The organism is Streptomyces longisporoflavus, from assembly GCF_014649775.1.
Lineage (GTDB): Bacteria > Actinomycetota > Actinomycetes > Streptomycetales > Streptomycetaceae > Streptomyces > Streptomyces longisporoflavus.
This window is the reverse complement of record NZ_BMTR01000041.1, coordinates 23,765-42,797: the sequence shown is the minus strand read 5'-3', so window position 1 is coordinate 42,797 and position 19,033 is coordinate 23,765. Positions and strand designations below refer to the sequence as shown.

The following is a 19,033-nucleotide window of genomic DNA, read 5'->3' as shown; positions in this document are numbered from 1 at the left end:
GCCCACCATCACCCCAAAGGACGTTATCCCAGCTCAACCCTTCCCCCGAGGAGAGCTACACCCGACGGAGTTTGGCCTCAGTACGGGCAGAAACGGCCATCAGGATGCCTGGGGGAGCTGGGCGGTGACCGGGTGACATCGGCGAGGCGTTCATGGAGGGCCGCACGCCGGGCCGGGGCAAGGCGTTTGTCGCCGAGCGTGCGGGTGAGGTCTTCTTGCTCGGCGAGCCAGACTGGGGCGTGGGCCGCGGTGACGACGGAGTTACGGCAACGGGCGGGCTGGCAGGCGCGGCGGCCGCGGGCCTGCTGCTGCAGCGGCTGCCGGTCGATCACGCGCGGGCTCTGCCGGCGGGCGAAGTCGCGGGCGGGCTGCGGGACTTTCCCGTCGGTCACCGGCACGACGGCGCCGCCGTGTACGGGCCGGCCGGTGCCGTTGCATCGCAAGGGTCTTCTTGGACTCCCGGTCCTGGATGGTCGCCCGGGACTGGTTCCGGCTCGACGCGGCAGAGCCGGACTCCGGCTGCTGACGAGCCCGGTGGCCGGCGGGGGGAACCGTGTGATGGCCTGCTACGGCTGGCGGCCTTCACTCACCGCGGCGGCGGCCAGGGCCACCAGGTTGTCGGTCCAGCAATCGTCTTCTTTCATCGCGACTTCGGTGCCGCAGCCGGAACAGACGAGGTTGGGCCCCTCGTGGCCCGCGAGGCCGCAGCAACCGCTGAGGCGGCGAGCATCACCATGGGGTGCCGTCCCCAAAACGTCATCGGGGTGAAGGATCAGAAGGGAACCGTCGAAGTTGACCTTGAAGGTTCCCTGAGCCATCCGCGGTGAAGCGATCTCGTGTCCGGGCGGACGCTCGGGGCCTCTCAACGGCTCCCCGGGCTCCACCTCGCCGGTCAGGGGCTGCTGGCAGTTCACGCAGTGAAAGACCGTCACACGAGTGATTCTGCCCGGGCGGCATCACGGGCATGGAGCCGGCACCGTGTTCACTGCGGCCCCCTCGGCCTGCCGGCACGCAGCCACCGCACTGCGCCCCGGTCTCTTCGGTCCGGCACCGATGAGTCCCGGCGCGGACGCGGCGGGTCCCCGCCGGACCCTGCGGGGGCCTGGACGCCGGTGGGTGTCCTTGGCGCCTGACTTCTCTCATGTCTCATGCCTTGCAGTAGTTGCGGTTCCCGGCGAGTGGCCGGCCGGCCACGACGGTCAGGCGGGTGCCGGCGTCGATGACGGCCTGGTGGTTGGTGGAGTTGCCGGTAGCTCTTCGACCGCTCGGTGAGGGTGTCGATGGGGTGGTCCGGGTGGGGGTCGGAGTGCCGTCCGGCGGCCGGTTTTCTCGTGAGCGCGCTCGGCGCGGGCTGGATGGTTTCCCTCGTCAACTCGTCGACGGCCGCCGTTAGGCGTGCGGAGTTCCCGTGGCCGGCGGATTCGGGGTTGTCGTTCGGCGGTGAACGAGGGTGCTGCGGGACGGGAAGTGCCTCTCTCGCTCACGGGGGCGGGGGCGCGGTGTCGGGGGCGGTGTCCTGCTGGTTGGCGGGGTCGTCGAGCCACAGGCGGGTGCCGCTGTCGTCGATGGTCAGCCCGTAACGGGTGTAGTGCGGGCTTCCCGCGGTTCTCCATGTGGTGTGTGCGTTCACGGCTTCGGCCCAGAGGTTGCGTTGGCCGTAGACGGCGACGGCGTCACGGGCGTACCAGGACTGGTAGTTGACGATGGCCACCGATGTGCCCGCTGCGTCCCACAGCTGCACCTGGCGGTCTGCTCCTTGTCCTCGGTGGGCGAAGGAGATGTCCGGGATGTGCAGCCCGAGCGCGAAGTCGGCCTGCCAGTCCCGGCCGAAGATCTGGTCGGGATGGATGACGGACGCCTCGTGGTGCGCGTCCTGGCCGGGGTGCAGTTCGGGCTTTGGGCGGTGCTGGCGTGCCCACATGTACCAGGCGGCGCCGGTGAAGCGGCCCGAGGCCACCGAGTCCTCTACGCGCAGCCTGAGCAGAGCGCCGCGCGCGTACAGCGTGTTGTAGGGGGCCAGGATGAGGGCCCCGTCGGCGGCCTGGTGACGCCACGCGGCCGGGATGTCGCGTACGGCGCAGGTGGCGATGATCCGGTCGTAGGGGGCCGAGGTCTTCCAGCCGTCGAGTCCGTTGCCGTGCACGAGGGTCGGCGTGTATCCGGCGGCCCGGAGATTGTCCGCGCCCCAGGCGGCGAGGCCCGGGTCGTACTCGATGCTGGTGACGTTGTCGGACCCCACACGCTCGCACAGCAGGGCGGTGTCGTATCCGGAGGCGGTGCCGATGTGCAGCACCCTGTGGCCGGGTTTGAGGTCGAGGGCGTGCAGCTTGCGAAAGACGATGTCCGGGGCGGAGATGGAGGAGGAGTAGTCGCCCCTGGCGGGTCCGTCCAGCGGGGTGCGCCCGTCGTCCATCTGCACGATCAGCGAGTGGTGGTTGTCCCACACCGCCTGGCGCCAGGCCTCCTCGTCCCGGCCGCGGTCGATGACCTGGTGCAGCCCGTCGGCGTCGGTGGTCTGGGACCAGAACCGGGCGGGTGCGAAGGCCTCGCGGTCCACTGCATGGAAGGCGGGCCGAAGCCACGGGGAGGCGAAGCCCCCCATGGCCTGCAGCTCGCGTGCGGCGATGGTGCGCCAGTCCACGGGTGCCCCGCTCTACTTGGGGCGTGCGCCGTCGGGGGACGGCGGCTCGGGCGGCGGCGTCCACGGCTTGTCGTCACTTTCTCCGCCGTGTTTCCCGGACATGCTCACCATGTGATTGATCATGGTCGTTTCTCCTTGTTGTCCGGGGGACGTGTGGCTGCGGGGCGGGAGCGGGCCGGGGTGCGGGTCCGGTCCGGGTGCGGGGGTGCTCATCCTGCTCTCCTTCGGGTGGAGCCCGTGCCGGGCCGTCCCGCAAGGGGGTCCGGCGGGTGGGGTGTTCAGGCCCGGCACGGGAGATCAGGGGCTGTCCGCCACGGCGGGGAGAGACGCGCCGAACGCGACGAGGGCCGGCGGCACCGGCGCGGCCGTGATGAGCGTCTGTGCCGGCCGGGCGCGCTCGGGGCGGCGGGCGCGGTGGCGGTGGTTCACCGCGGCGGCCACGGCGTTGTTCAGCAGCCGGCAGGCCCCGGCCGGGAGGCAGAGGCCGGCGGCGGGGCGGGTGAAGGCGCCGGTGAGCTGGTCAGGGTGGACGGCTCCGGCGCGGCGGATGGAGTCGGTCAGGACATCGCGGGCCCGCTGTGCTGCCGGGCCGGCACTGCCCGTGAAGGCCAGGCGCCACTCGGCCGGGCCGATCAGCGCGGCGGGGCAGGCGGTCGACTCCCCGGCGGCGTCACCGGCCAGGCGGCTGTCCGGGCCGGCGGCTGCCGGGCCCCCGGCACGGTGGACGGCGTTGTCGGCCCCGGCCGGGTTCAGGGGGCGGCCCTCCGGCTGTGCGGGGCTCGGTGCGCAAGCGCTCATGCGGGGGCCTCCCGGTCCGGTCACGGCGGCGTCGTCCGCGCACCGCCCCGATGGCGGCCGCGGGCCACGGCAATGACGCTAGGACCGGCCGGAGCCGGGGAGCCAGGAAGTTGCGGGAAGTTGCGGCAGATGTCAGCCGAGGGCGGCGATCTGCGCCGTGATGAGGGCCCGCGCGGCCGGGCCGAAGACGGCCATCTGGCGCAGCCGGTCGAAGGCCCGGGCATACACCTGGATCTCGTCGGGGTCCTTGATGTTGATCTCCGCCGTGAGCGTCTCGACCTGCACCCGTGCCGTGTCGAAGATCATGAATGTCTCCAGCGGCCACATCATGCGCTCGGCGTCCTGCGGGATGATGCCGAACGCGACGCCGGGCAGCGACATGATCTCCAGCAGGTAGCCGAGCTGCCCGGCCATGACCGACGGCGTCCCGAACCGGTAGGCGAGTACGGCCTGCTCGACCAGGAGCACGAAGCGGTGTTGGGGTTCGTAGATGACGCGGGAGCGCTCCAGACGCGCGGTGGCGGCTTCCGGGGCGTCGTTGGGGGTGCCCTGGAAGTCGCTGATCGTCGCCAGCAACGACTCGGCGTAGCCGTGGACCTGGGAGAGGCCGGGGACGACGTTGGAGCAGTACACGCGGAAAAGCCGGGTGGAGTCATACAGCGGCACCGCGCTCTCCTGCATGCGGCGGATGCCGGTGCGGTGCAGGCGTTTCCACTGCACATAGAGCTGGTCGGCGTCCCGCGTGCGGGCGATGAGTTCATCGACCGCGCCGGGGGCGCGGCATGCGCTGCACCAGGCGCGGATGTCCGCGTCCGTGGGCAGCACCCGCGCGTTCTCCAGCCGGGAGACCTTCGACTTGTGCCAGCCGCAGGCCGCCGCGACCTCGATCGCCTTGAGGCCGGCACTCTTGCGCACGTCGACCAGGCGCGCGGCGACCTGGGCGCGGGCCGCCCGGGCGGCTGATGAAGGAGTGCTCGTCATGGTGCGTGATGGGGCTTCGGCTCAGACAGTGAACTGAGTGTGCTCGGTGCCCAGTTCCCACACCGTCTCGAAGGCGTCGGCGCACTGCTTGATGACCTGGTGGTCGGTGCTGGCCTGCGGCTCGACGGCCTGGCCGTCGCCGGAGAAGATGTTGAAGCGGATGATGCGGTCGTCGATCAGCCAGAAATCGTTGCCCGGCAGCATCAGGTGCGAGGCCCGGGCGCGGGGCAGCCAGCGGACTTGCTCACCGGCGTGCAGGTTGGTGGGGGTGATGGCGTGCTCGAAACGGATGTACTGCGTCACCGGCTCCGAGACGACACGGACCCGCCGCACCTCCACGCCGCGGGCCACGGTGCGCTGCACCAGCCCGACCCAGGGCCGCCAGAAATCCGAGTCGTGGGCGGGAACCTGCCCGCTCGCCCGCCAGGCGGCAACGGTGCCGGCTTCCTCGTCGACGCCGTAGGTGTCGCGCATCTCCAGGTGCCAGGCCCGGTACTGGGCGCTGTCGAGGAGTTCGTCAAAGCCGGGAACGTTCGACAACGTCGCATGCCTCCCTGATCTGGGCCACCATCCGCGCCGGAATGCGGATGACGGCTTCGCTGTCGGGCCGGGGACTGTCACTGGCGCAGCGCTCCAGCGTGGCCGCATCCGCCAGCCACCCCTGGAGCACCAGCTCGGGCTCCGTCCGCGTTCCGTCGGGCTGGTCCACCCACACCGCCGGGCAGTTGCCCCCGCCGGTGTCCGGGTCGATCCCGATGAAAAGTAGTGCCATGACCGCCTCCTGCGTCCAGACAGTTGCGCCATGTTGCGTCCCGATCATCCCGCAGAGGGACAGGAGCGGTAAGAGCTCATTCCGGCCGTCGAAAGATTCACGGCACGCCGGCACGCGGGGGCCCGCCTTGCCGGGGGCTCTTGGCATGCGTCCATCGCTGTCGCGTGAGGCCGGCGGTATGACCGAGCCGTTGCCCGTCGTCTTCTGTCCGCCCTCCCCGGCCGGCGGGCGCCGCGTCCGTGTGGACGGGCAGATGCCGGGCCCGGCGCACAGCGTCGCCGGCGTCGTGGAGGCCCCGCGCCGGGGCCGGATGCCCAGGGTCGCGGGTGGCGAGGACAGCTTGGGCCTGCGGAGTAGCCCCGTGCCACAGCGCATGTCGGGCCGAGGGGCGCAATACCGGCTCGCCGCCGCTCATGGCCGCCTCCCCTGGCGCCGGTGCCAGGCGGCGATGGACTGCTTGTAGCCGTCCGGCATGGTCAGGCCAGGCACCTCGTCAGCGGTGAACAGGCCGATCTGCTGGTGTTCGTGGCTCAGGGCCGGTTCCAGGTCCGGGGTGAGGACGGTGCAGCCATAGGTGATGATCACGACGCGGCGTTCGGGCATCGTCCCGGGCAGCGGCTGATAGATCCACACGTCCAGCAGCGGCCCGGCCGTGACCGTCTACCCGGACTCTTCACTGATCTCCCGCGCCACGGTCGCCTCGGGTGCCGCGTCTTCGGGCTCCAGGCGCCCGCCGGGCAGCTCCCACTCCCCGCGCTCGTTCTTCAGCAGCAGCACCCGGCCCCGCGCGTCCAGGGCGACGCCCTTGACGGAGACGGGCCAGGCGGGGGGCGTATACGCCATCGCAGTCCTCGAAGATCGCGGCCGGTCACGGGTGTTCGGAACGTAGCACGCCGTCACCAACCCGCCATCGCGACGCGTGAATTGCCCGAGCCGGCAATCTGTCGCTTTACCGCCCGCCCGATCACGAGCCCGGGGCCGGGATGGTCGATGACGCGAGCGGCGGTGGACTTCGGCACTCCGAAGAGCGGCGCGAGTTGACGCGGAGTCAAGTTGGTGTACCGGTACGCGGCCACCAGTAGCGCCCGGTCCTCCATGGAGAGCTTCCACGGCCGGCCACGGCCCGGCGCGTCGCCGCCCTCGCGGCGCCGCGCCGGGCCGTGGCCGCCCTCGCGGTGCCGCTGCCTCGTCAACTTGCCGAGGGCGCGTGGGATCAGTCGGGCGAACGGGGCTGTCCAGGACGGCTCCGGCGCCGTGATCACACCAGCCACGGCCGAGACCATCCCATGGCAAGATCACTTACGGGACAACCCTCAGGGGGGCGTCAACGATGAGGACGCCGTGTTCCTGGCTGCCTGCAGCGACAGCTACGGTGATGACGGATTTGTATTTCGTGCTGAACGATCGGTGCGGCTCATGTATCCGGTGGCTGAGCCCACGTGAAACGGGGTTCTGCTCTCCAGGATGTCGTGTAGCACGGTCAGGCTCCGCACCAAGGTCACCCGCGGCGCGGGCAGCCCGGCGGCCGCCCTTGCGGTGGTCTTCAAGCTGGTCGAGTCGGCTCGGGCGCGATGGCGTGCGATCACCGGAGCTCACCTGGTGTCCCTGGTCCGTGCCGGTGCACGATTCGAGAACGGCGTCCTGGTCGGGCGCGGGGAGCAGGTCGCATGAACGTCCACGACATCCTGCAGAACCCGGACGAGCACGTCCGCTTCGCGGCCTACCTCGAAAAGCTGGGGCACGTTGCCGACGCGAACGAGGTTGACCTGGTCGGCCGCGTGCTCACCGATCCAGACCTGACGATGGCCCAGTCTGCTGTGCTGCGGCACCTGGACCGTCGGGCCGCCGGTCTCTGCCCCGGTCCCGCCTACGAGGGGTGGGTGCAGGCGATGACCCGGGCCACGATCGCCCACCCCTTCCTGGCTCAGCGCCTGCGGGAGTGGTCACTGTTCCGCGCCATCACGCTCAAGCTGCCCTGGCAGCGGGAGAATCTGCTCGCGTCATCCAACTGGCTCCAGCTCAAGGCCGCCGCCGGGACGACCACCGAGGCCATCGAGATCCTCGCCGAAGCCGGCCGCACCAGACGGATCCGCAACACCGCCAGGATCAGCCTCAACCACCGCAGCGAGAGCTGAAGACAGCTCACCCGCAACTCTTGACTATTGCTCGGGGCAACGTAGGGGTGCCGTCGTGGTTGCCGGCGGTCTACCTGCTGGCGCCGTGGGGCCACAGGATGCGTACGGGGGTGTCGGTGTGTTGTGCGTAGGCGGCGACGTCGGCGGTGCCGCCGTGTCCGCGGGCGGGTTGGCCGTCCCAGACGGCGAGGAGTTCGTCGGCGAGCCGGACGAGGAGTTCGGAGCCGGCCATGTGGGCGGCGGAGTCGGAGACGCTGATGCCGGTGTGGTGCACGCGGGCGGCGCGGGAGAGCAGCGCGTCGTACACGCCGTGGTGCCAGCGGGGCAGGCCGGCCCGGTACCGGTCGGCTGGCACGATGACTTCGAGCCGGCCGCCCGCGGCCAGGACGGCTTCGGCGAACCAGGCGTCGGGGCCGTCTGCGATGCAGGAGAGCGCTACCAGCTGAGCCGCGTCGTATCGGCTGACCTCGCAGGCCAGGAGCGTGCGCACCTGTTCCTCCACGTCGCGGCTCAGCCCGCGGTGGCCGGTGATGGCTACCCGCATGCCCGTTCCTCCTAGAGGTAGACGCCGTGCAGTTGTTCGTCGAAGTCGCGCACGGCCTTGGGCGGTGAGCTGGTGGCCAGTGACCTGCGCACCGTGCGTGCTCTTTCCACGATCCGGCCGGAACGGTAGCGGAGCCCGGTGTCCAGTGCGCGGGAGGCGAGGGCGAACGCGGCGTCGATGCGTCCGGCGGCCAGGTGTCCGGCGGCGATGTCCAGGAGCAGCAGGGCGCGTTGTTTCTCGTGTCCGGTGGCCAGGGCACGGGTGTCTTCGGCCAGTACCCAGTCGGCCAGGCCCAGCCGGGCGCCGCAGGCGACCCGCGCGGCGGATACCTTGGCCGGGGTGAAGGTGAACACCCACGGCCACGGCGGCGCGTGGCGGTCCAGGTCGCGGGCGCTGGTGCGGGCCGCGGTCAGGGCGGTGTCGGCCGAGCGCCGGTCACCGGCCGCCGCGTGGGCCAGCGCCTCGACGGCAGACAGCCACGCGTCGGCGACGGCCGGGCCGTCTTCCCCCAGGTACCGGCGGGCGCGTCGGGTGAGGTTGAGGGCCGGCACGCTGTTTCCGGCGTGGGCCTCGAACTGGGCGAGGCTGCCGGCCTGATAGGCGCCCAGCAGCGGATCCTGCGCCGAGCGCGCCGCCTTGAGTGCTGCTCCGTACCAGGAGCGGGCCGATCCGTCATCTGCCCTGTCCCAGGCGAGCCAGCCGGCGAAGCTGGCCGCCTCGCTGCCCACGGCGGCCAGTCGGCGGCGGTCCTCCTCGCCGGTCGCGGCCCGGGTGACGCTCTGGATCAGCCGCAGATGGGATTGCACGGCCTCCGACAGATCGCGGCTGGGCACCGAGCTGTCCAGTCTGCGGTAGGCGGTGGTGGACAGCCGCAGGGCTGCGGCCTGCCCGCCGCTGGCCTCGGCCGTTTCGGGAAAGGAGGCCAGGGCAGGGGGCGCCGCAGCGGCCACCGCTGCGCCGATGAAGCGTCGTCGGTTCACGTCCTCACCGTCGTTTCGTGGACTGGTCGGCCGGCTGCCGGCGAGCCCCACCGTTGCCGGCGGGATCTGCAGGTGCGCCGCTGCCGCCGCGAGGGTGTCCGTGCTGTAGGGGCCGGGCCCCTTCTTTTCCAGGCGGGACACCGCGGACTGACTCAGGCCCAGGGCCCCTCCCAGGGCGGTCTGCGTCATCCGCCTTTCAAGGCGGACGAGTTGGATCACTCGCCCGTAGTCCCCGGTCCGGGATGCCTCCCCAACCGGGCCGGTCTGCACATCCATGGCGTCCCCTCGCCCCACGCTAAGAGCCCGTGCGGCTTCAAGCGTCTACCTCTACCCGCCGGGCGGGTATCCCTATGCGCGTGCCGCATCCGTGATGGCCTTCGCACGCATAGTGATCGTTGACTGGCCATCATGCCAACTTGGCCCACTAGCAGCCTGGTTGGCCCCGGCGTGGCCCCGCCCTTTCCGCCGCCGCGGAAGATGCGCACCGCGCCACCGCCCCCTGACCTAGGCGTGATGACCATGGCTGCAGCCAGAGAAACCGAGCATCCGGGCTACAACGTGATGATGGCCAACGTTCCGCAGACCGCGACGGAGGCCAGGCGCATGGTCCGCACCGCCTGTGCGGCGTGGGGCATCGAGAAGCAGGCCGACACGGCCCAGCTGGTGCTCAGCGAACTCATCGCCAACGCCGTGCACCACACCCGCGGGCGCCACATCCGCGTCATCGTCGAACACCCGCGCGCCGATCGCCTGCTGATCGCCGTGGTCGACACCTCGCGCGACCTGCCCATCGTGCGCACCCCGCACACCGCAGACGTCCGCGGCCGCGGACTGCTCCTAATCCAGGCACTGTCCGCGCACTGGGGCTGCACCCGCCCCGGACGGGGCGGCAAACACGTCTGGGCCCTGCTGGAAGCCGACCCCGGCCAGGAGAGGTGAACGCCGTCATGGTTCCGTCCGGGCGGGAGCTCGCCCGTACGCGAAGCCAGCTGATCATCCTGCGCCAGTGGCTGAGCGGCGCAGCGGCCTGCGGCCTCTACCCCCACGACGGCCCGCGGCAACCGGCTTGCGCCCCTGTGCAGCCAGAGGGGGTGCGGCCGTGATGTCTCCCTCAGCACCCGGAGACCCGGCGGACGGGCCGTCCGCCGTCCGCTCGCAGGCGTTGACCACCCGCCTGCGACTGCCCGGCGATTCCGAGCGCACTCCGGGCCGGGCGCGCGCCTACCTCGGTGTGACTCTCGCCGACTGGGGCGTGTGCGAAACCGTCCGGGCGGACCTGCAGCTGATCGTCAGCGAGCTGGCCACCAACGCCGTCACCTGCACGCGCAGTTCCGAAATCACAGTTGAGATCACCCTCACCGACGACGAGGCCGCGGTCAGCGTCGCCGACCACGGCCCCCACCGCCACCTCCGCGCCCGGCACGTCCCGCCCGATGCCGAGTCCGGCCGCGGCCTGCTGATCGTCCAAGCCCTGGCCAGTCGCTGGGGCCAGAGCAGGGACGACGCCGGCGGCACGACCGTGCATGCGGCCATCACTCTCCCCGCGCAGCAGAGCACCTCGCTGCTTGAAGGTGCTGTGGGTGCCTCTGACAACCGCACGCATTTCAGACCGGATTGGTGAGCCGGGGATGACGGGCAAACGCCAGGAGGCCGGAGAGACACTGTCCGCGTCGGCCCCCGCTGCCCGTGCAGCGGGGCCGGCCGGGCCCGGTGGTGTCCCGGAGGGGGAGTGCCGTGGTCTGCGGCGGCTGACGGCGGGGGACTGGGGCCTCCTTTCTCCGGAAGCGCCGTCGATCTGGCGTGCGGTACCGGCCACTGGGCGCGGCAGCTGGCCGCCTGGGGGATGAGCGTGCGCCGCTATGACTATGCGGGCGAGGCCATCCGGCAGGCGGCCTGCCGCAGCACGGGAAGCGACACCCGGTTCGAGACCCTGGACCTCGACCGGCAGCCTGTTCCCGGTATCCGTCCCGGCTCGGTGGACCTGGTGACCTGCCGTTTCGCCGTCGCCTACCTCGACTGGGCCCGGTTGATGGTCGATGTCGGCAGCTGGCTGTCCTGGAGCGGTGTCTTTTTCGTCCTGACCCGTATCGATGAGCCCGGTGCCCTGGTCCACGAGCACCATCGCGGCGTGAGCAGACAACAGCTCGATCAACTCGCCGACGGGTGGGCCCACCACCAGATTCACCGTGTCGGTCGCCGGGTCAGTGCGCTGGTCCTGCGCCGGTACACCGGGCGAACCAGCAGCTCGAGCCCTGTACGAAGACCAGCTTGTCTTCCCATCTCGGACGTCTGTGCCGGCTTCTTTGGCGGGGGCGTTCGTGGTGTCGGGCTAGCGGCGGTACTTTTTACGCATCCAGCCCGCTCCGATAGCGACCGCGGCGATCGCAGACAGAAGGATCGCCCCAAGGACCGCGGTCGCGCCGGCTGAAATCACGATGATGGCCCACCACGGCGGATCACCTTCCACAGTGCACCCCTAAGGAATCACGAGTACCAGACACGACGCCGAGCCCCGGGCAATGGTTCCCCCGCGAGGCTGGGGCCGCTCTCCGCCGCCCCCGGGGAGAGGCGGGCCGAGCCCGCCCGGCTCGCCCGGCCCGCGTCCGCCGCGGGTTCAGGAACCTCCGCCCTGCCTGCATAGCCGGCCCGTGCTCCCAAGCCCTCAACTCCATTACCAGGCGCCCCGCTTGGCTCAAGGAACCGGCGACCCGCAACCCGTTACGATGCGGGCAAATCAACCAGACGCCCTGAAAGCATCGCTGAACTTAATCATCTCAAAGCTCGCAAACCATAAAAACAAGCTCAGCCACCCGGGGGGCCGGCCCCGGCCCCGCCCGGCTGAACCACGCCGTGCGTGCATTGTGACCCCGCCAGCACCACCGGGCCGGTTGCGGGCGTGTGCCGCAAGGGGCGGCCGGTAGTGCCATTCTCCTGACGCGGCGGGTCGCCGGCGGTCATGCTGGGTAGGTGTCCGGCGACCAACAGCCGCAGCCGTGCCCCGCCTGCAACGGTGACGGGGTCACCGAGCACGTGTCGCACAGCGTGGAAACCGACGAAGACGGCAATCTGCTTCCCGTCGAGCACCGGTGGACCGGGCAGTGCAGCTCGTGCAGCGGCACCGGCGAAGCCTGACCGGCAGCACCCGCACCACCCGGGGAGAGCGATGCGCGAGAGCGACGGACCACAGCGCCAGATCTACGTCTGCCTGGGCTGCGCGGCCCAGTACCTGCCCCCCGGGCCCATGACCTACCCGCTCCTTGGCGTGGCGGCCTCTCCTGTGCACTGCAGCCGCCCCGAGTGCGCCTCTACGGTCGCCGAGTCGATGAACGTCATCGCGCTGCCACCCGAGCAGGTCGCCAAGTGGGCCAGGCGTGCGGCCGGGGTGGAGGGCCCGGTACGGCGCGGCAGGCCCGGACGAACCGCCCGCGGCCGCCGCGCGCAGCCCTCGCCCGCAACGGGGCGCACCAGGCTGCGATAGGCCCGCGTACCTACATGCGGCTCAGCCGACGGCGGCGAACGAAGCCCGGCAAGCCGACGTACGGAAACCAGCGGGGCGGTCGGGGGTCCTGCCCGGGGTGCACGATAAGGCGGCAGCCCCTCGCGAAGCGTTCGATGGCCTGCTCCGACAGTAGACGGTCGGCTTGACGGTTGTCCCACTGCTCACGGTCTCGCATACGGTCGGGCAAGTCTTCACCGATCCAGTACGCCAGGCCATCGAGCCACACATCCAGGTGACGCGCAGCGGACTCCGCTGCGTCGGCCAGCCACGCAGGTCCCTCCACGACGACGGCACCGATGGTGCGCATGACGTCGGCTCGCATCGTCTGTGCCCGGGCCAGCTCCGCCCTCGCCGCATCCGGCCCGATGCTGTTGGAACGCATGGCTTCCATCAGGGCGCAGACCGCATCGCGGCGCACAATCAGGCTTGTTGCGCAGGAACTGTAGGCAGCGCGGCGCAGCTTGCTGTCCTCAAGCGCCGCCTGGCCTCGCGCACTGACCCCGGCCGCGCGCACGGCACCGACCATCCCGGCGGACCCGGCAACTGCCGTGCCTGCCACGCCGATCAGGGCCACCTGCGTCACAGCATCCATCTGCGCATTGTGCCGCGCCAACGGGACCGAGCGGTGGTTGGCGTCAGAACGACGTCAGAACGGCCTCGGGGGCGGGTCAGCGCCTCGTAGACCAGCGTCCGTGAGAGCTGTAGTTCAGCCGTGCGTCTCGCATTCCTGGAGCTGTACCCCGGCCTGGCCCTGCTCGCAGGCAATGGCGCCGCCGATGGCGGAAGCGGGAGTCCGTGAGACACCGCTGCAGTCCGCACGCGTTGCCGCGCCGGCCGGGTAATCGTCACAGCTCGAGGCATGGATCAACTCCCTGTCACAGGATGTCAGATCCCTTGCCGCAGGCGCCTGCGGTGAGATCGGGGCATGGACGCGAACACGCCGGCCATTCTGGCCGAGTTGCTCGAAGCTCGCGGGCTGACCCGGCGGGACGGCTGAGGCGTGCTCCGGGGCCTCGCACCTGGCCGGGCATGGTTTGGCCGGCATCTTTGTCTGCTCTGCGCGCTGATCCGGGCGTCGCCGGGTCACGAACCGTCCTGCGCCGAGCGTGCCAGGTATGCGTGGTTGTCCTCGATGAGGTTGTCCAGCGCGTTTCTGGCGGCGGCGAGGTGGTCGATGGCCTGGGACAGCCGGGCCCGCTCGCGGCTCATGATCTCCAGAGCCTGCCGCGCCCGGTCCTCGTTCGGCTCGGCCATGCAGGGCGTCATCTCGGCAATGGTGCCGCTGGACATGCCCGCCGCCAGGAACGCCTGCACGAGGCGTACCCGCTGGACGTGTTCGTCCTCGTAGTGGCGCTGTCCGCTGGGCGAACGGGAGCTGACGAGCAGGCCCTGTTCCTCGTAGTAGCGCAGCGACCGACGGCTGGCTCCCGTCCGGGCGGACAGGTCACCGATCCGCATGCCGCATTCCTCTCATGCTCTGGGCCCCCTTGCCCCTGACATTGATGTGAGCTTTTAGGTTAACTCCATGCTGAAGCTCATCTTCATGATCAACCGTGTCGAGGGAATGTCCTACGAGCGTTTCGTCGAGCACCACCGGGACAGGCACGCGCCGCTGTTCACCTCCATCCCGGAGGCGGAACGCTACGTGCGCAAGTACACGGTGTCCCACCCGGTCCCCGCCGCGAACTACCCGCACCGGGCCTACGACGGCCTGACGGAAATCTGGTTCGAGGGCTGGGAGGACCACGATGCCTTCTTCGCCTCCGAGAACTACCGGATGCTGGTCAACCCCGACGAAGCACGCTTCATCGACATGGACTCAGTGGCCGTGATGGTCACCGAGGAGAAAAAGGTCATCTGACGGACCGACCCGGCAGACGGACACCAGCTCAGCCCTTGCGGCCGACCGTGCCGCCGGGGCTCCCTCGTGCCTACTGATCCCAATTGCCGGCGCCGACGGCTCTGCTGGCGAACTCGCGGACGGCATCCTCGACTTCGAGCTGGTGGGGCCGGTCGAGCTTTCGGAAGGTGGCCTCGAATTCGTCCTCGGGCATCGTCCGAAGCCGGTGGACAAGAGCACGACGAGCTCGTCCTGCTCATCGAAAGTCAGTTCTTCCGTGGTCATGCGCCGCCTTCGTCCGTGTTGATCGTGCTCATGGGCCGTTCGTGGGCGCGTGGTGGCTTCAACCTCGTCCTCGACTGCAAGGTCGTCCAGCGCGGCGCGCATCATGCTCGCCAGCACGCGCTCGGCTGCCTGCTCCTCGTCCTCGTCCACCTCGACGTACTCCCGGCCCTCGGCGTATCGCAGCACGTTGGACAGCGTCTCGTGGTCGGCCGCGCCGTGCGGGCCCTCGAAGGGCGAGTACAGGACTGCCGACAGCGCCCGCCGCACCCAGCGCGCGATGGTGCCCTCGTCCCCCGAGGGCATCCACGAGTAGTAGGGCACGCGCCCGAGTTCGCCCAGCGCCTCTGTGAGCGCCTCGAACTCCGGGCCAGGTCGCGGGCCGGCCGCGCGGTCGAGTGCGTCGGCGGACTCGGTGAGCAGCGTGAGGTCCGCTTCGGCCACATCAAGGGTGGTCAAGTGCATGACCCTCCCGCCGTCGCAGGGGCCCGCCAGCAGCAGCACATTGGCCGTGGGCGGGTACTCCTCCAGGGCCCCGTCCGCGAACTCCTCCGTCCCCTCGGGCAGGGCGGCGCGCACCCGCCAGTACGCCTCGCTGACGTCCTCGATCGGCGCGCCGGGGATCGGCACCCCCGCGTACCCCATGACATCCAGCAATTCCCCCCTGTGGTTGAGGACCAGAACATTCCGGAGCCGCAGGAGCAGCGTCTCCAGGTGAAACAGGCCTTCAAGGGCTTCCTGGAACAGCGGCAGCAGAAGGGTGCGAACGGGGGTGCCGCGCGGTGACAACTGCCGACTGCCCGCCCAAAGACGGTCGTTCGCCCTCATCGCCTCGGTGTAATGAGTGCCGGCGGCCCGGCTCTGCTGTCGGATCTCGCGCGTGCGCTTACGCGACTTTCTGGGTCGCTTCGTAGGCATATCTGTCTCCGTACCGCAGCGCGCCCCACGCACACGCCGCTTGGAAGGCAGGCGGGTTCCAGGTGCACGATGAGGCCGCAGACCTGCGGCCCCTGCTGCTGGATGTCTACGCCGAGATCTACGAGGCGGCAGCACGCACCGGCCCCTTCGCCGCCGTCGACCGCTTCGCCCGGGGACTGGACGGCTGGAGCCGGCGCCCCGGATGGACCTGCACCGTCGGCTACGCCGACGACCAGGTGGCCGGCTATGCCTACGGGGCCCCGCTGGCGGCCGACGCACGGTGGTGGCGCGGCCTGCTCACCGACATGCCCCGGCAAGTCACCGAGGAGAACGGCAGCCGCACCTACGCGCTCAGCGAGCTCATGGTCCGCGCCCCCTGGCGCAAAACCGGGCTCAGCCGCCGCCTGCACGACACGCTCCTGGCCCGGCGCACCGAGGAGCGCGCCACCCTCCTCGTCGACCGGCAACATCCCAAGGTGCGGGCGCTGTACGAGAGCTGGGGCTGGAAGACACTCGGTGACCTGCGCTCGCACATCCCCCGGGCGCCTCTGTTCCACGCGTGCTGCTGGCACTTCCCGCACGCTGACCGGACCCGGGCGCGACGAGTGGGGCCGTCAGCGCACGGGGTAGACGCAGCGGTTGAACTCCGCGTGCCGTCTGCCCTGTGGGGAAGCCGCCGACTGGCTGCGAGGCGCGAGAGGGCTGTCGGCCGGCCGCCAGCGCCCGCCCGTGTTCTGGCCGCGGCAGTGGCCCCTGGGAAGCTCGGGATCACCTCAGCGTCCGGATGGTGAAGCAGAGCACCACGGCGGCACCCTTGGCCTTCAGGCGATGATCGCGTTGAAGAACAGAACGCCGGCGCCGAACGCGCCGCCTCCGGCGAGGAGTCCGCCGGCCAGGGAGCCGCCGGCCAGCACGGTCAGGACCGCCGCCGCAGCTGCCGCCAGCACGCCCAGCAGCAGGATCACCGCGGCGCGCTGACTGAGCAGTGTGGTTGGCGGGTCGGGCTGAGGCGGCGGTGTGTTCTGTTGCGGCTCCGGTTCACTGTGGCATGTCATGCTCGCCTGTTCCTCCTGCGCGGTCCTTGCCGTCTTCTTCTCGTCGGCCCCGCTGTCCATGGTGTCCGGTTCGCCATGCACCCGGGGCCGGTCCGCTGTTGACGTCCCGCGTTGGCAGCAAGCGAGGTGTTGCCGACTACAGGTGTCAACGCTTTGCGGCTGCTGCAGAAGTGAACAGACCTGATACTGGGTGCAGTTGACGGAACAGGGGCAGTGGCATGAGCACCAGCAACACCACGGGGGCGACGCGCCTGTCACCGCTGAGCCGGGACCTCACAGCGGAGAAACGGGCCTTTGTCGAGGACCTCCGGTTGCTCTTCTCCAGTCTGCGCGTGAGCGTACGGCGCTATGCCGCACGCCGTCACCTGGACGCCAGTACGCTCACCCGTTACCTCAAGGGGGAGCGGCTTGCGCAGTGGGACTTCGTCGCCACGCTGATCGCTGATCTTCGGGAGGCCGGTTCACCGATCACGCCCGAGGCGGAGCAGCGCATCCGTGAGCTGCACCGAGAGGCACTGCAGTCCAACAGGCCGGCGAGCAAGAGGCAGAAGCTGGAAGACCAGCTGGCCGCTGCTGATGAGGAAGCCCGGCGCAAGCGGGCGCATGCCCAGGCGCTGGAGGAAGCACTTCTGGACCGGATGCAGCGACTGTCGCACACCGAGGCCCGCTGCAACGGCCTGGTCCTCGAGCTTGAGCAGCAGGCCCTGGCGCACCAGGGTGAAGTCGACGTGTGGCAGGGCGAATACGAGCAGTTGGGGCGGGAGTGCGATGACCTCCAGCAGGAGATCACCTACCTCAAGGAAGCCCTGGCGGTCACACGGGCTGAACTGATCGCTGCCGAAGACCAGTGCCACATGCTGGAATCCCAGCTCGAAACCGTGCAAGGACTGTGGCAGGAAGCGGTGGGCGTGCCCTCGCTGATGGCTGCACTGGAGGCCACCGACCGCAGTGCTTCCGTCCCCGAACTCGTCACCGTGGTCAGCGATCTGGTGTCCCGCACCCAACGGGCCATGGCGAGTGAACTGGTCACTTCCGTCAGCAAGTCCCGCAGGGTCCATGAGGTGGCGGCTCTCCTGGCAGGGCTGGACAGAGCCGGACTCGGGGCACACGCCAAGGCGGCGCTTCCGGTACTCGCACTGACCCGCCCGATCGACGACCTGGGCTTGCTGGCAGCTGAACTGCACCGCTCTCATCTGGTCGACTGCGGGGCCCAGCTGCTGCAGGCGGCCGTGCAATTCCATACGGCACCAGACACCGCCGCGTTCGCGCTGGCCCTCGACCGGGAGCAGCTGTCCGACCACGTCGCCGTTGTGATCGGTGCCTTCTGCGCCACCCGTCCCGTCCCGGAAGTGCTGGACATGGTTGCCGTGTTGGTGCCCACCGATCTGGCGGCAGCACTTCCTCAAGCCTTGCGTGCCGCGGCGGTTGAACGTCCGACGTCGGACATCGTGGAGCTCAGCCGCGGACTGGGAGCCGGAGGCTGGTGCGATCTCACCAGCGAACTCCAGGCCGCCGCTGTCGCGGCCCGCCCCGCAACTGACGTCACCGAACTCATCGAGAGTCTTTCGCGCCAGGGCCTGCTGCAGGACGCCGATTTCGTCTTCGACAGCGCCCAATCGCGCGGCACAGGACATCTGGTGGCCCTGGTAGCCGCGTTGCGTACAGCGCGTAACCACGTAGCAGCCGCAGCTGTCCTGCAACGCGCGGCCCTCACGCGTGCGCCCGGCGACATCGCTGCTCTGATCACCGACCTGCATGCGACCGGCAACCAGAAGCCCGCCTGCGATGTCCTCATCGAGGCCGCGGCCCGGCGCCCGGCCTGCGACTTCCTGTCGCTGCTGAGCGCTCTGGACGAGGGCCACCGCGAGGTGCGGTGGGTTCTCGAGCACGCGGCCAGAATTAGCAGCGCCAGTGATGGTGCCCTCCTCTTCCGCGCCCTCAACGAGATCCCACTGCCCTCGCACGCCGAGATGGTGCTCGCGTGCACGCTCAAGGAGCGGCCCACCGGGCATGCCGGACACTTCCTGCGCATCCTGCACCAGGGCGGGGCGGCGGCTCTTGACGAAAGGGCGCTGCTGGAACGTGCCCGCGAGATGCCCCCGACAGCCGTGGCCTCGCTGGCGCTGGCGCTGGCCTCTGTCCGGCTCGGTGCACAACTCGACGCCGTTCTGCGTGGAGGAGGAGCCGAAAAGGGGGCCGGTGAGATCACCATCCTGCTCAGACAAGTGGCCCGCGCGGACAGCCACACCGCCCCGATGAGCGGCAGGATCTTCGACCGCCTCGCCCACGCGTGTCTGGACCTGTTGCCAGTCGAGGACCTCGCGGTCCTCGTCCTCGCCTTGGAGGCTGCCAGCCTCAACCTGCACGCCGCCGCGCTTACCCGCAGCGCACGCACGCGTCACCATGGCGCTTTCACGTCGTGCCTGCGCAAAGAACGTACCAAGAACGAGCAGAAGGTGTTCTCCACGAGATTCTGGAGGAGCCAGGGCGACGTCCCCCTTCCCGCACCAGGGCCATTGACAGACGTGACCTGGGTGAAGGCAACCGCTGACGGGCGCCGCGGACGACATCGGCGAAACTAGTGCCCC

At 70.2% G+C, this 19,033-nt stretch carries 24 protein-coding genes and 4 pseudogenes; 11 read left to right on the top strand and 17 right to left on the bottom strand.

Annotation, left to right across the window (positions count from 1 at the left end; genetic code table 11):
- Positions 1-77: 77 nt before the first annotated feature.
- The 11 genes and pseudogenes from IE226_RS39890 to IE226_RS39845 form a co-directional block, all read right to left on the bottom strand.
- The gene (locus IE226_RS39890; protein WP_190086423.1) at positions 78-392 is read right to left on the bottom strand and encodes a hypothetical protein; all 315 of its coding nucleotides are present in this window, start codon (positions 390-392) and stop codon (positions 78-80) included.
- A 174-nt stretch (positions 393-566) separates the two neighbouring features.
- Positions 567-932: a hypothetical protein gene (locus tag IE226_RS39885; protein WP_190086422.1), complete on the bottom strand. Its 366-nt coding sequence runs from the start codon at positions 930-932 to the stop codon at positions 567-569.
- 217 nt (positions 933-1,149) lie between these two features.
- Positions 1,150-1,276: pseudogene (locus IE226_RS39880) on the bottom strand (IS5/IS1182 family transposase); the annotation flags it as partial.
- Positions 1,277-1,480: 204 nt separating this feature from the next.
- Positions 1,481-2,641, bottom strand: a complete 1,161-nt coding sequence (locus IE226_RS39875; RefSeq protein ID WP_190086421.1) for a methyltransferase domain-containing protein — start codon at positions 2,639-2,641, stop codon at positions 1,481-1,483.
- 297 nt (positions 2,642-2,938) lie between these two features.
- Positions 2,939-3,439: a hypothetical protein gene (locus tag IE226_RS39870; RefSeq protein ID WP_190086420.1), complete on the bottom strand. Its 501-nt coding sequence runs from the start codon at positions 3,437-3,439 to the stop codon at positions 2,939-2,941.
- A gap of 132 nt (positions 3,440-3,571) precedes the next feature.
- A complete protein-coding gene (locus tag IE226_RS39865) occupies positions 3,572-4,420 on the bottom strand; it encodes a helix-turn-helix domain-containing protein (protein ID WP_190086419.1) in 849 nt (282 codons plus the stop codon).
- A 21-nt stretch (positions 4,421-4,441) separates the two neighbouring features.
- Complete coding sequence (locus IE226_RS39860; protein WP_190086418.1) at positions 4,442-4,960, bottom strand: DUF6879 family protein; 519 nt, start codon at positions 4,958-4,960, stop codon at positions 4,442-4,444.
- Positions 4,938-5,192: a hypothetical protein gene (locus IE226_RS39855; protein ID WP_190086417.1), complete on the bottom strand. Its 255-nt coding sequence runs from the start codon at positions 5,190-5,192 to the stop codon at positions 4,938-4,940. The genes IE226_RS39860 and IE226_RS39855 overlap by 23 nt, the downstream gene beginning before the upstream one ends.
- Before the next feature lie 411 nt (positions 5,193-5,603).
- On the bottom strand, positions 5,604-5,825 hold the full coding sequence (locus tag IE226_RS44500) for an NUDIX hydrolase (RefSeq protein ID WP_229871863.1): 222 nt from the start codon (positions 5,823-5,825) through the stop codon (positions 5,604-5,606).
- 27 nt (positions 5,826-5,852) lie between these two features.
- On the bottom strand, positions 5,853-6,035 hold the full coding sequence (locus IE226_RS44495) for an NUDIX domain-containing protein (protein ID WP_229871862.1): 183 nt from the start codon (positions 6,033-6,035) through the stop codon (positions 5,853-5,855).
- A gap of 119 nt (positions 6,036-6,154) precedes the next feature.
- Positions 6,155-6,463, bottom strand: a pseudogene (locus tag IE226_RS39845) (helix-turn-helix domain-containing protein); the annotation flags it as partial.
- A gap of 202 nt (positions 6,464-6,665) precedes the next feature.
- Between IE226_RS39845 and IE226_RS39840 the strand changes: the two are divergent.
- Both IE226_RS39840 and IE226_RS39835 read left to right on the top strand, forming a co-directional pair.
- Positions 6,666-6,863, top strand: a pseudogene (locus IE226_RS39840) (IS256 family transposase); the annotation flags it as partial.
- On the top strand, positions 6,860-7,327 hold the full coding sequence (locus IE226_RS39835) for a hypothetical protein (RefSeq protein ID WP_190086415.1): 468 nt from the start codon (positions 6,860-6,862) through the stop codon (positions 7,325-7,327). The pseudogene IE226_RS39840 and the gene IE226_RS39835, both read left to right, overlap by 4 nt.
- 70 nt (positions 7,328-7,397) lie before the next feature.
- On the opposite strand, the gene IE226_RS39830 is transcribed toward IE226_RS39835, so the two are convergent.
- Positions 7,398-7,871, bottom strand: a complete 474-nt coding sequence (locus tag IE226_RS39830; RefSeq protein WP_190086414.1) for a hypothetical protein — start codon at positions 7,869-7,871, stop codon at positions 7,398-7,400.
- A gap of 11 nt (positions 7,872-7,882) precedes the next feature.
- A complete protein-coding gene (locus tag IE226_RS39825; protein WP_190086413.1) occupies positions 7,883-9,127 on the bottom strand; it encodes a helix-turn-helix domain-containing protein in 1,245 nt (414 codons plus the stop codon).
- A 243-nt stretch (positions 9,128-9,370) separates the two neighbouring features.
- On the opposite strand from IE226_RS39825, the gene IE226_RS39820 reads away from it, so the two are divergent.
- The 6 genes and pseudogenes from IE226_RS39820 (at position 9,371) to IE226_RS39800 (ending at position 12,329) form a co-directional block, all read left to right on the top strand.
- Positions 9,371-9,790, top strand: a complete 420-nt coding sequence (locus IE226_RS39820; RefSeq protein ID WP_190086412.1) for an ATP-binding protein — start codon at positions 9,371-9,373, stop codon at positions 9,788-9,790.
- A gap of 163 nt (positions 9,791-9,953) precedes the next feature.
- Positions 9,954-10,472 carry an ATP-binding protein gene (locus IE226_RS39815; RefSeq protein WP_190086411.1) on the top strand — a complete coding sequence of 173 codons (519 nt, stop codon included), beginning with the start codon at positions 9,954-9,956 and terminating at the stop codon, positions 10,470-10,472.
- Positions 10,473-10,580: 108 nt separating this feature from the next.
- Positions 10,581-11,279, top strand: a complete 699-nt coding sequence (locus tag IE226_RS39810) for a class I SAM-dependent methyltransferase (protein ID WP_190086410.1) — start codon at positions 10,581-10,583, stop codon at positions 11,277-11,279.
- 101 nt (positions 11,280-11,380) lie between these two features.
- Positions 11,381-11,645 (top strand): annotated as a pseudogene (locus IE226_RS45155) (NF041680 family putative transposase); the annotation flags it as partial.
- A gap of 173 nt (positions 11,646-11,818) precedes the next feature.
- Positions 11,819-11,983 carry a hypothetical protein gene (locus IE226_RS39805; protein WP_190086409.1) on the top strand — a complete coding sequence of 55 codons (165 nt, stop codon included), beginning with the start codon at positions 11,819-11,821 and terminating at the stop codon, positions 11,981-11,983.
- 31 nt (positions 11,984-12,014) lie between these two features.
- Entirely contained in the window at positions 12,015-12,329 is a 315-nt protein-coding gene (locus tag IE226_RS39800) for a hypothetical protein (protein WP_190086408.1), read from the top strand.
- 10 nt (positions 12,330-12,339) lie between these two features.
- On the opposite strand, the gene IE226_RS39795 is transcribed toward IE226_RS39800, so the two are convergent.
- Both IE226_RS39795 and IE226_RS39790 read right to left on the bottom strand, forming a co-directional pair.
- Positions 12,340-12,942: a hypothetical protein gene (locus IE226_RS39795; protein WP_190086407.1), complete on the bottom strand. Its 603-nt coding sequence runs from the start codon at positions 12,940-12,942 to the stop codon at positions 12,340-12,342.
- A gap of 491 nt (positions 12,943-13,433) precedes the next feature.
- Complete coding sequence (locus IE226_RS39790) at positions 13,434-13,808, bottom strand: MerR family transcriptional regulator (protein WP_190086406.1); 375 nt, start codon at positions 13,806-13,808, stop codon at positions 13,434-13,436.
- 67 nt (positions 13,809-13,875) lie between these two features.
- Between IE226_RS39790 and IE226_RS39785 the strand changes: the two genes are divergently transcribed.
- Positions 13,876-14,211 (top strand): EthD domain-containing protein, encoded by a 336-nt coding sequence (locus IE226_RS39785; protein WP_190086405.1) that lies wholly within the window; start codon positions 13,876-13,878, stop codon positions 14,209-14,211.
- On the opposite strand, the gene IE226_RS39780 is transcribed toward IE226_RS39785, so the two are convergent.
- A complete protein-coding gene (locus IE226_RS39780; RefSeq protein WP_190086404.1) occupies positions 14,170-15,261 on the bottom strand; it encodes a hypothetical protein in 1,092 nt (363 codons plus the stop codon). The genes IE226_RS39785 and IE226_RS39780 overlap by 42 nt on opposite strands.
- A 191-nt stretch (positions 15,262-15,452) precedes the next feature.
- On the opposite strand from IE226_RS39780, the gene IE226_RS39775 reads away from it, so the two are divergent.
- The gene (locus tag IE226_RS39775; RefSeq protein ID WP_190086403.1) at positions 15,453-16,181 is read left to right on the top strand and encodes a GNAT family N-acetyltransferase; all 729 of its coding nucleotides are present in this window, start codon (positions 15,453-15,455) and stop codon (positions 16,179-16,181) included.
- A gap of 30 nt (positions 16,182-16,211) precedes the next feature.
- Here the strand turns inward: IE226_RS39775 and IE226_RS39770 are convergent, their stop codons facing one another.
- Positions 16,212-16,505 (bottom strand): hypothetical protein, encoded by a 294-nt coding sequence (locus IE226_RS39770; RefSeq protein WP_190086402.1) that lies wholly within the window; start codon positions 16,503-16,505, stop codon positions 16,212-16,214.
- Positions 16,506-16,663: 158 nt separating this feature from the next.
- Between IE226_RS39770 and IE226_RS39765 the strand changes: the two genes are divergently transcribed.
- Positions 16,664-19,027 (top strand): hypothetical protein, encoded by a 2,364-nt coding sequence (locus tag IE226_RS39765; protein ID WP_190086401.1) that lies wholly within the window; start codon positions 16,664-16,666, stop codon positions 19,025-19,027.
- Positions 19,028-19,033 lie beyond the last annotated feature (6 nt).

What these genes read in the sequence shown, in the direction of transcription:
- IE226_RS39765 (WP_190086401.1), top strand. Translation starts at nt 16,664, where the DNA reads ATGAGCACCAGCAACACCACGGGGGCGACGCGCCTGTCACCGCTGAGC.
- IE226_RS39835 (WP_190086415.1), top strand. Translation starts at nt 6,860, where the DNA reads ATGAACGTCCACGACATCCTGCAGAACCCGGACGAGCACGTCCGCTTC.
- IE226_RS39795 (WP_190086407.1), bottom strand. Translation starts at nt 12,942, where the DNA reads ATGGATGCTGTGACGCAGGTGGCCCTGATCGGCGTGGCAGGCACGGCA.
- IE226_RS39800 (WP_190086408.1), top strand. Translation starts at nt 12,015, where the DNA reads ATGCGCGAGAGCGACGGACCACAGCGCCAGATCTACGTCTGCCTGGGC.
- IE226_RS39830 (WP_190086414.1), bottom strand. Translation starts at nt 7,871, where the DNA reads ATGCGGGTAGCCATCACCGGCCACCGCGGGCTGAGCCGCGACGTGGAG.
- IE226_RS39825 (WP_190086413.1), bottom strand. Translation starts at nt 9,127, where the DNA reads ATGGATGTGCAGACCGGCCCGGTTGGGGAGGCATCCCGGACCGGGGAC.
- IE226_RS39855 (WP_190086417.1), bottom strand. Translation starts at nt 5,192, where the DNA reads ATGGCACTACTTTTCATCGGGATCGACCCGGACACCGGCGGGGGCAAC.
- IE226_RS39785 (WP_190086405.1), top strand. Translation starts at nt 13,876, where the DNA reads ATGCTGAAGCTCATCTTCATGATCAACCGTGTCGAGGGAATGTCCTAC.
- IE226_RS44495 (WP_229871862.1), bottom strand. Translation starts at nt 6,035, where the DNA reads ATGGCGTATACGCCCCCCGCCTGGCCCGTCTCCGTCAAGGGCGTCGCC.
- IE226_RS39815 (WP_190086411.1), top strand. Translation starts at nt 9,954, where the DNA reads ATGTCTCCCTCAGCACCCGGAGACCCGGCGGACGGGCCGTCCGCCGTC.
- IE226_RS39790 (WP_190086406.1), bottom strand. Translation starts at nt 13,808, where the DNA reads ATGCGGATCGGTGACCTGTCCGCCCGGACGGGAGCCAGCCGTCGGTCG.
- IE226_RS39770 (WP_190086402.1), bottom strand. Translation starts at nt 16,505, where the DNA reads ATGGACAGCGGGGCCGACGAGAAGAAGACGGCAAGGACCGCGCAGGAG.
- IE226_RS39870 (WP_190086420.1), bottom strand. Translation starts at nt 3,439, where the DNA reads ATGAGCGCTTGCGCACCGAGCCCCGCACAGCCGGAGGGCCGCCCCCTG.
- IE226_RS39865 (WP_190086419.1), bottom strand. Translation starts at nt 4,420, where the DNA reads ATGACGAGCACTCCTTCATCAGCCGCCCGGGCGGCCCGCGCCCAGGTC.
- IE226_RS39820 (WP_190086412.1), top strand. Translation starts at nt 9,371, where the DNA reads ATGGCTGCAGCCAGAGAAACCGAGCATCCGGGCTACAACGTGATGATG.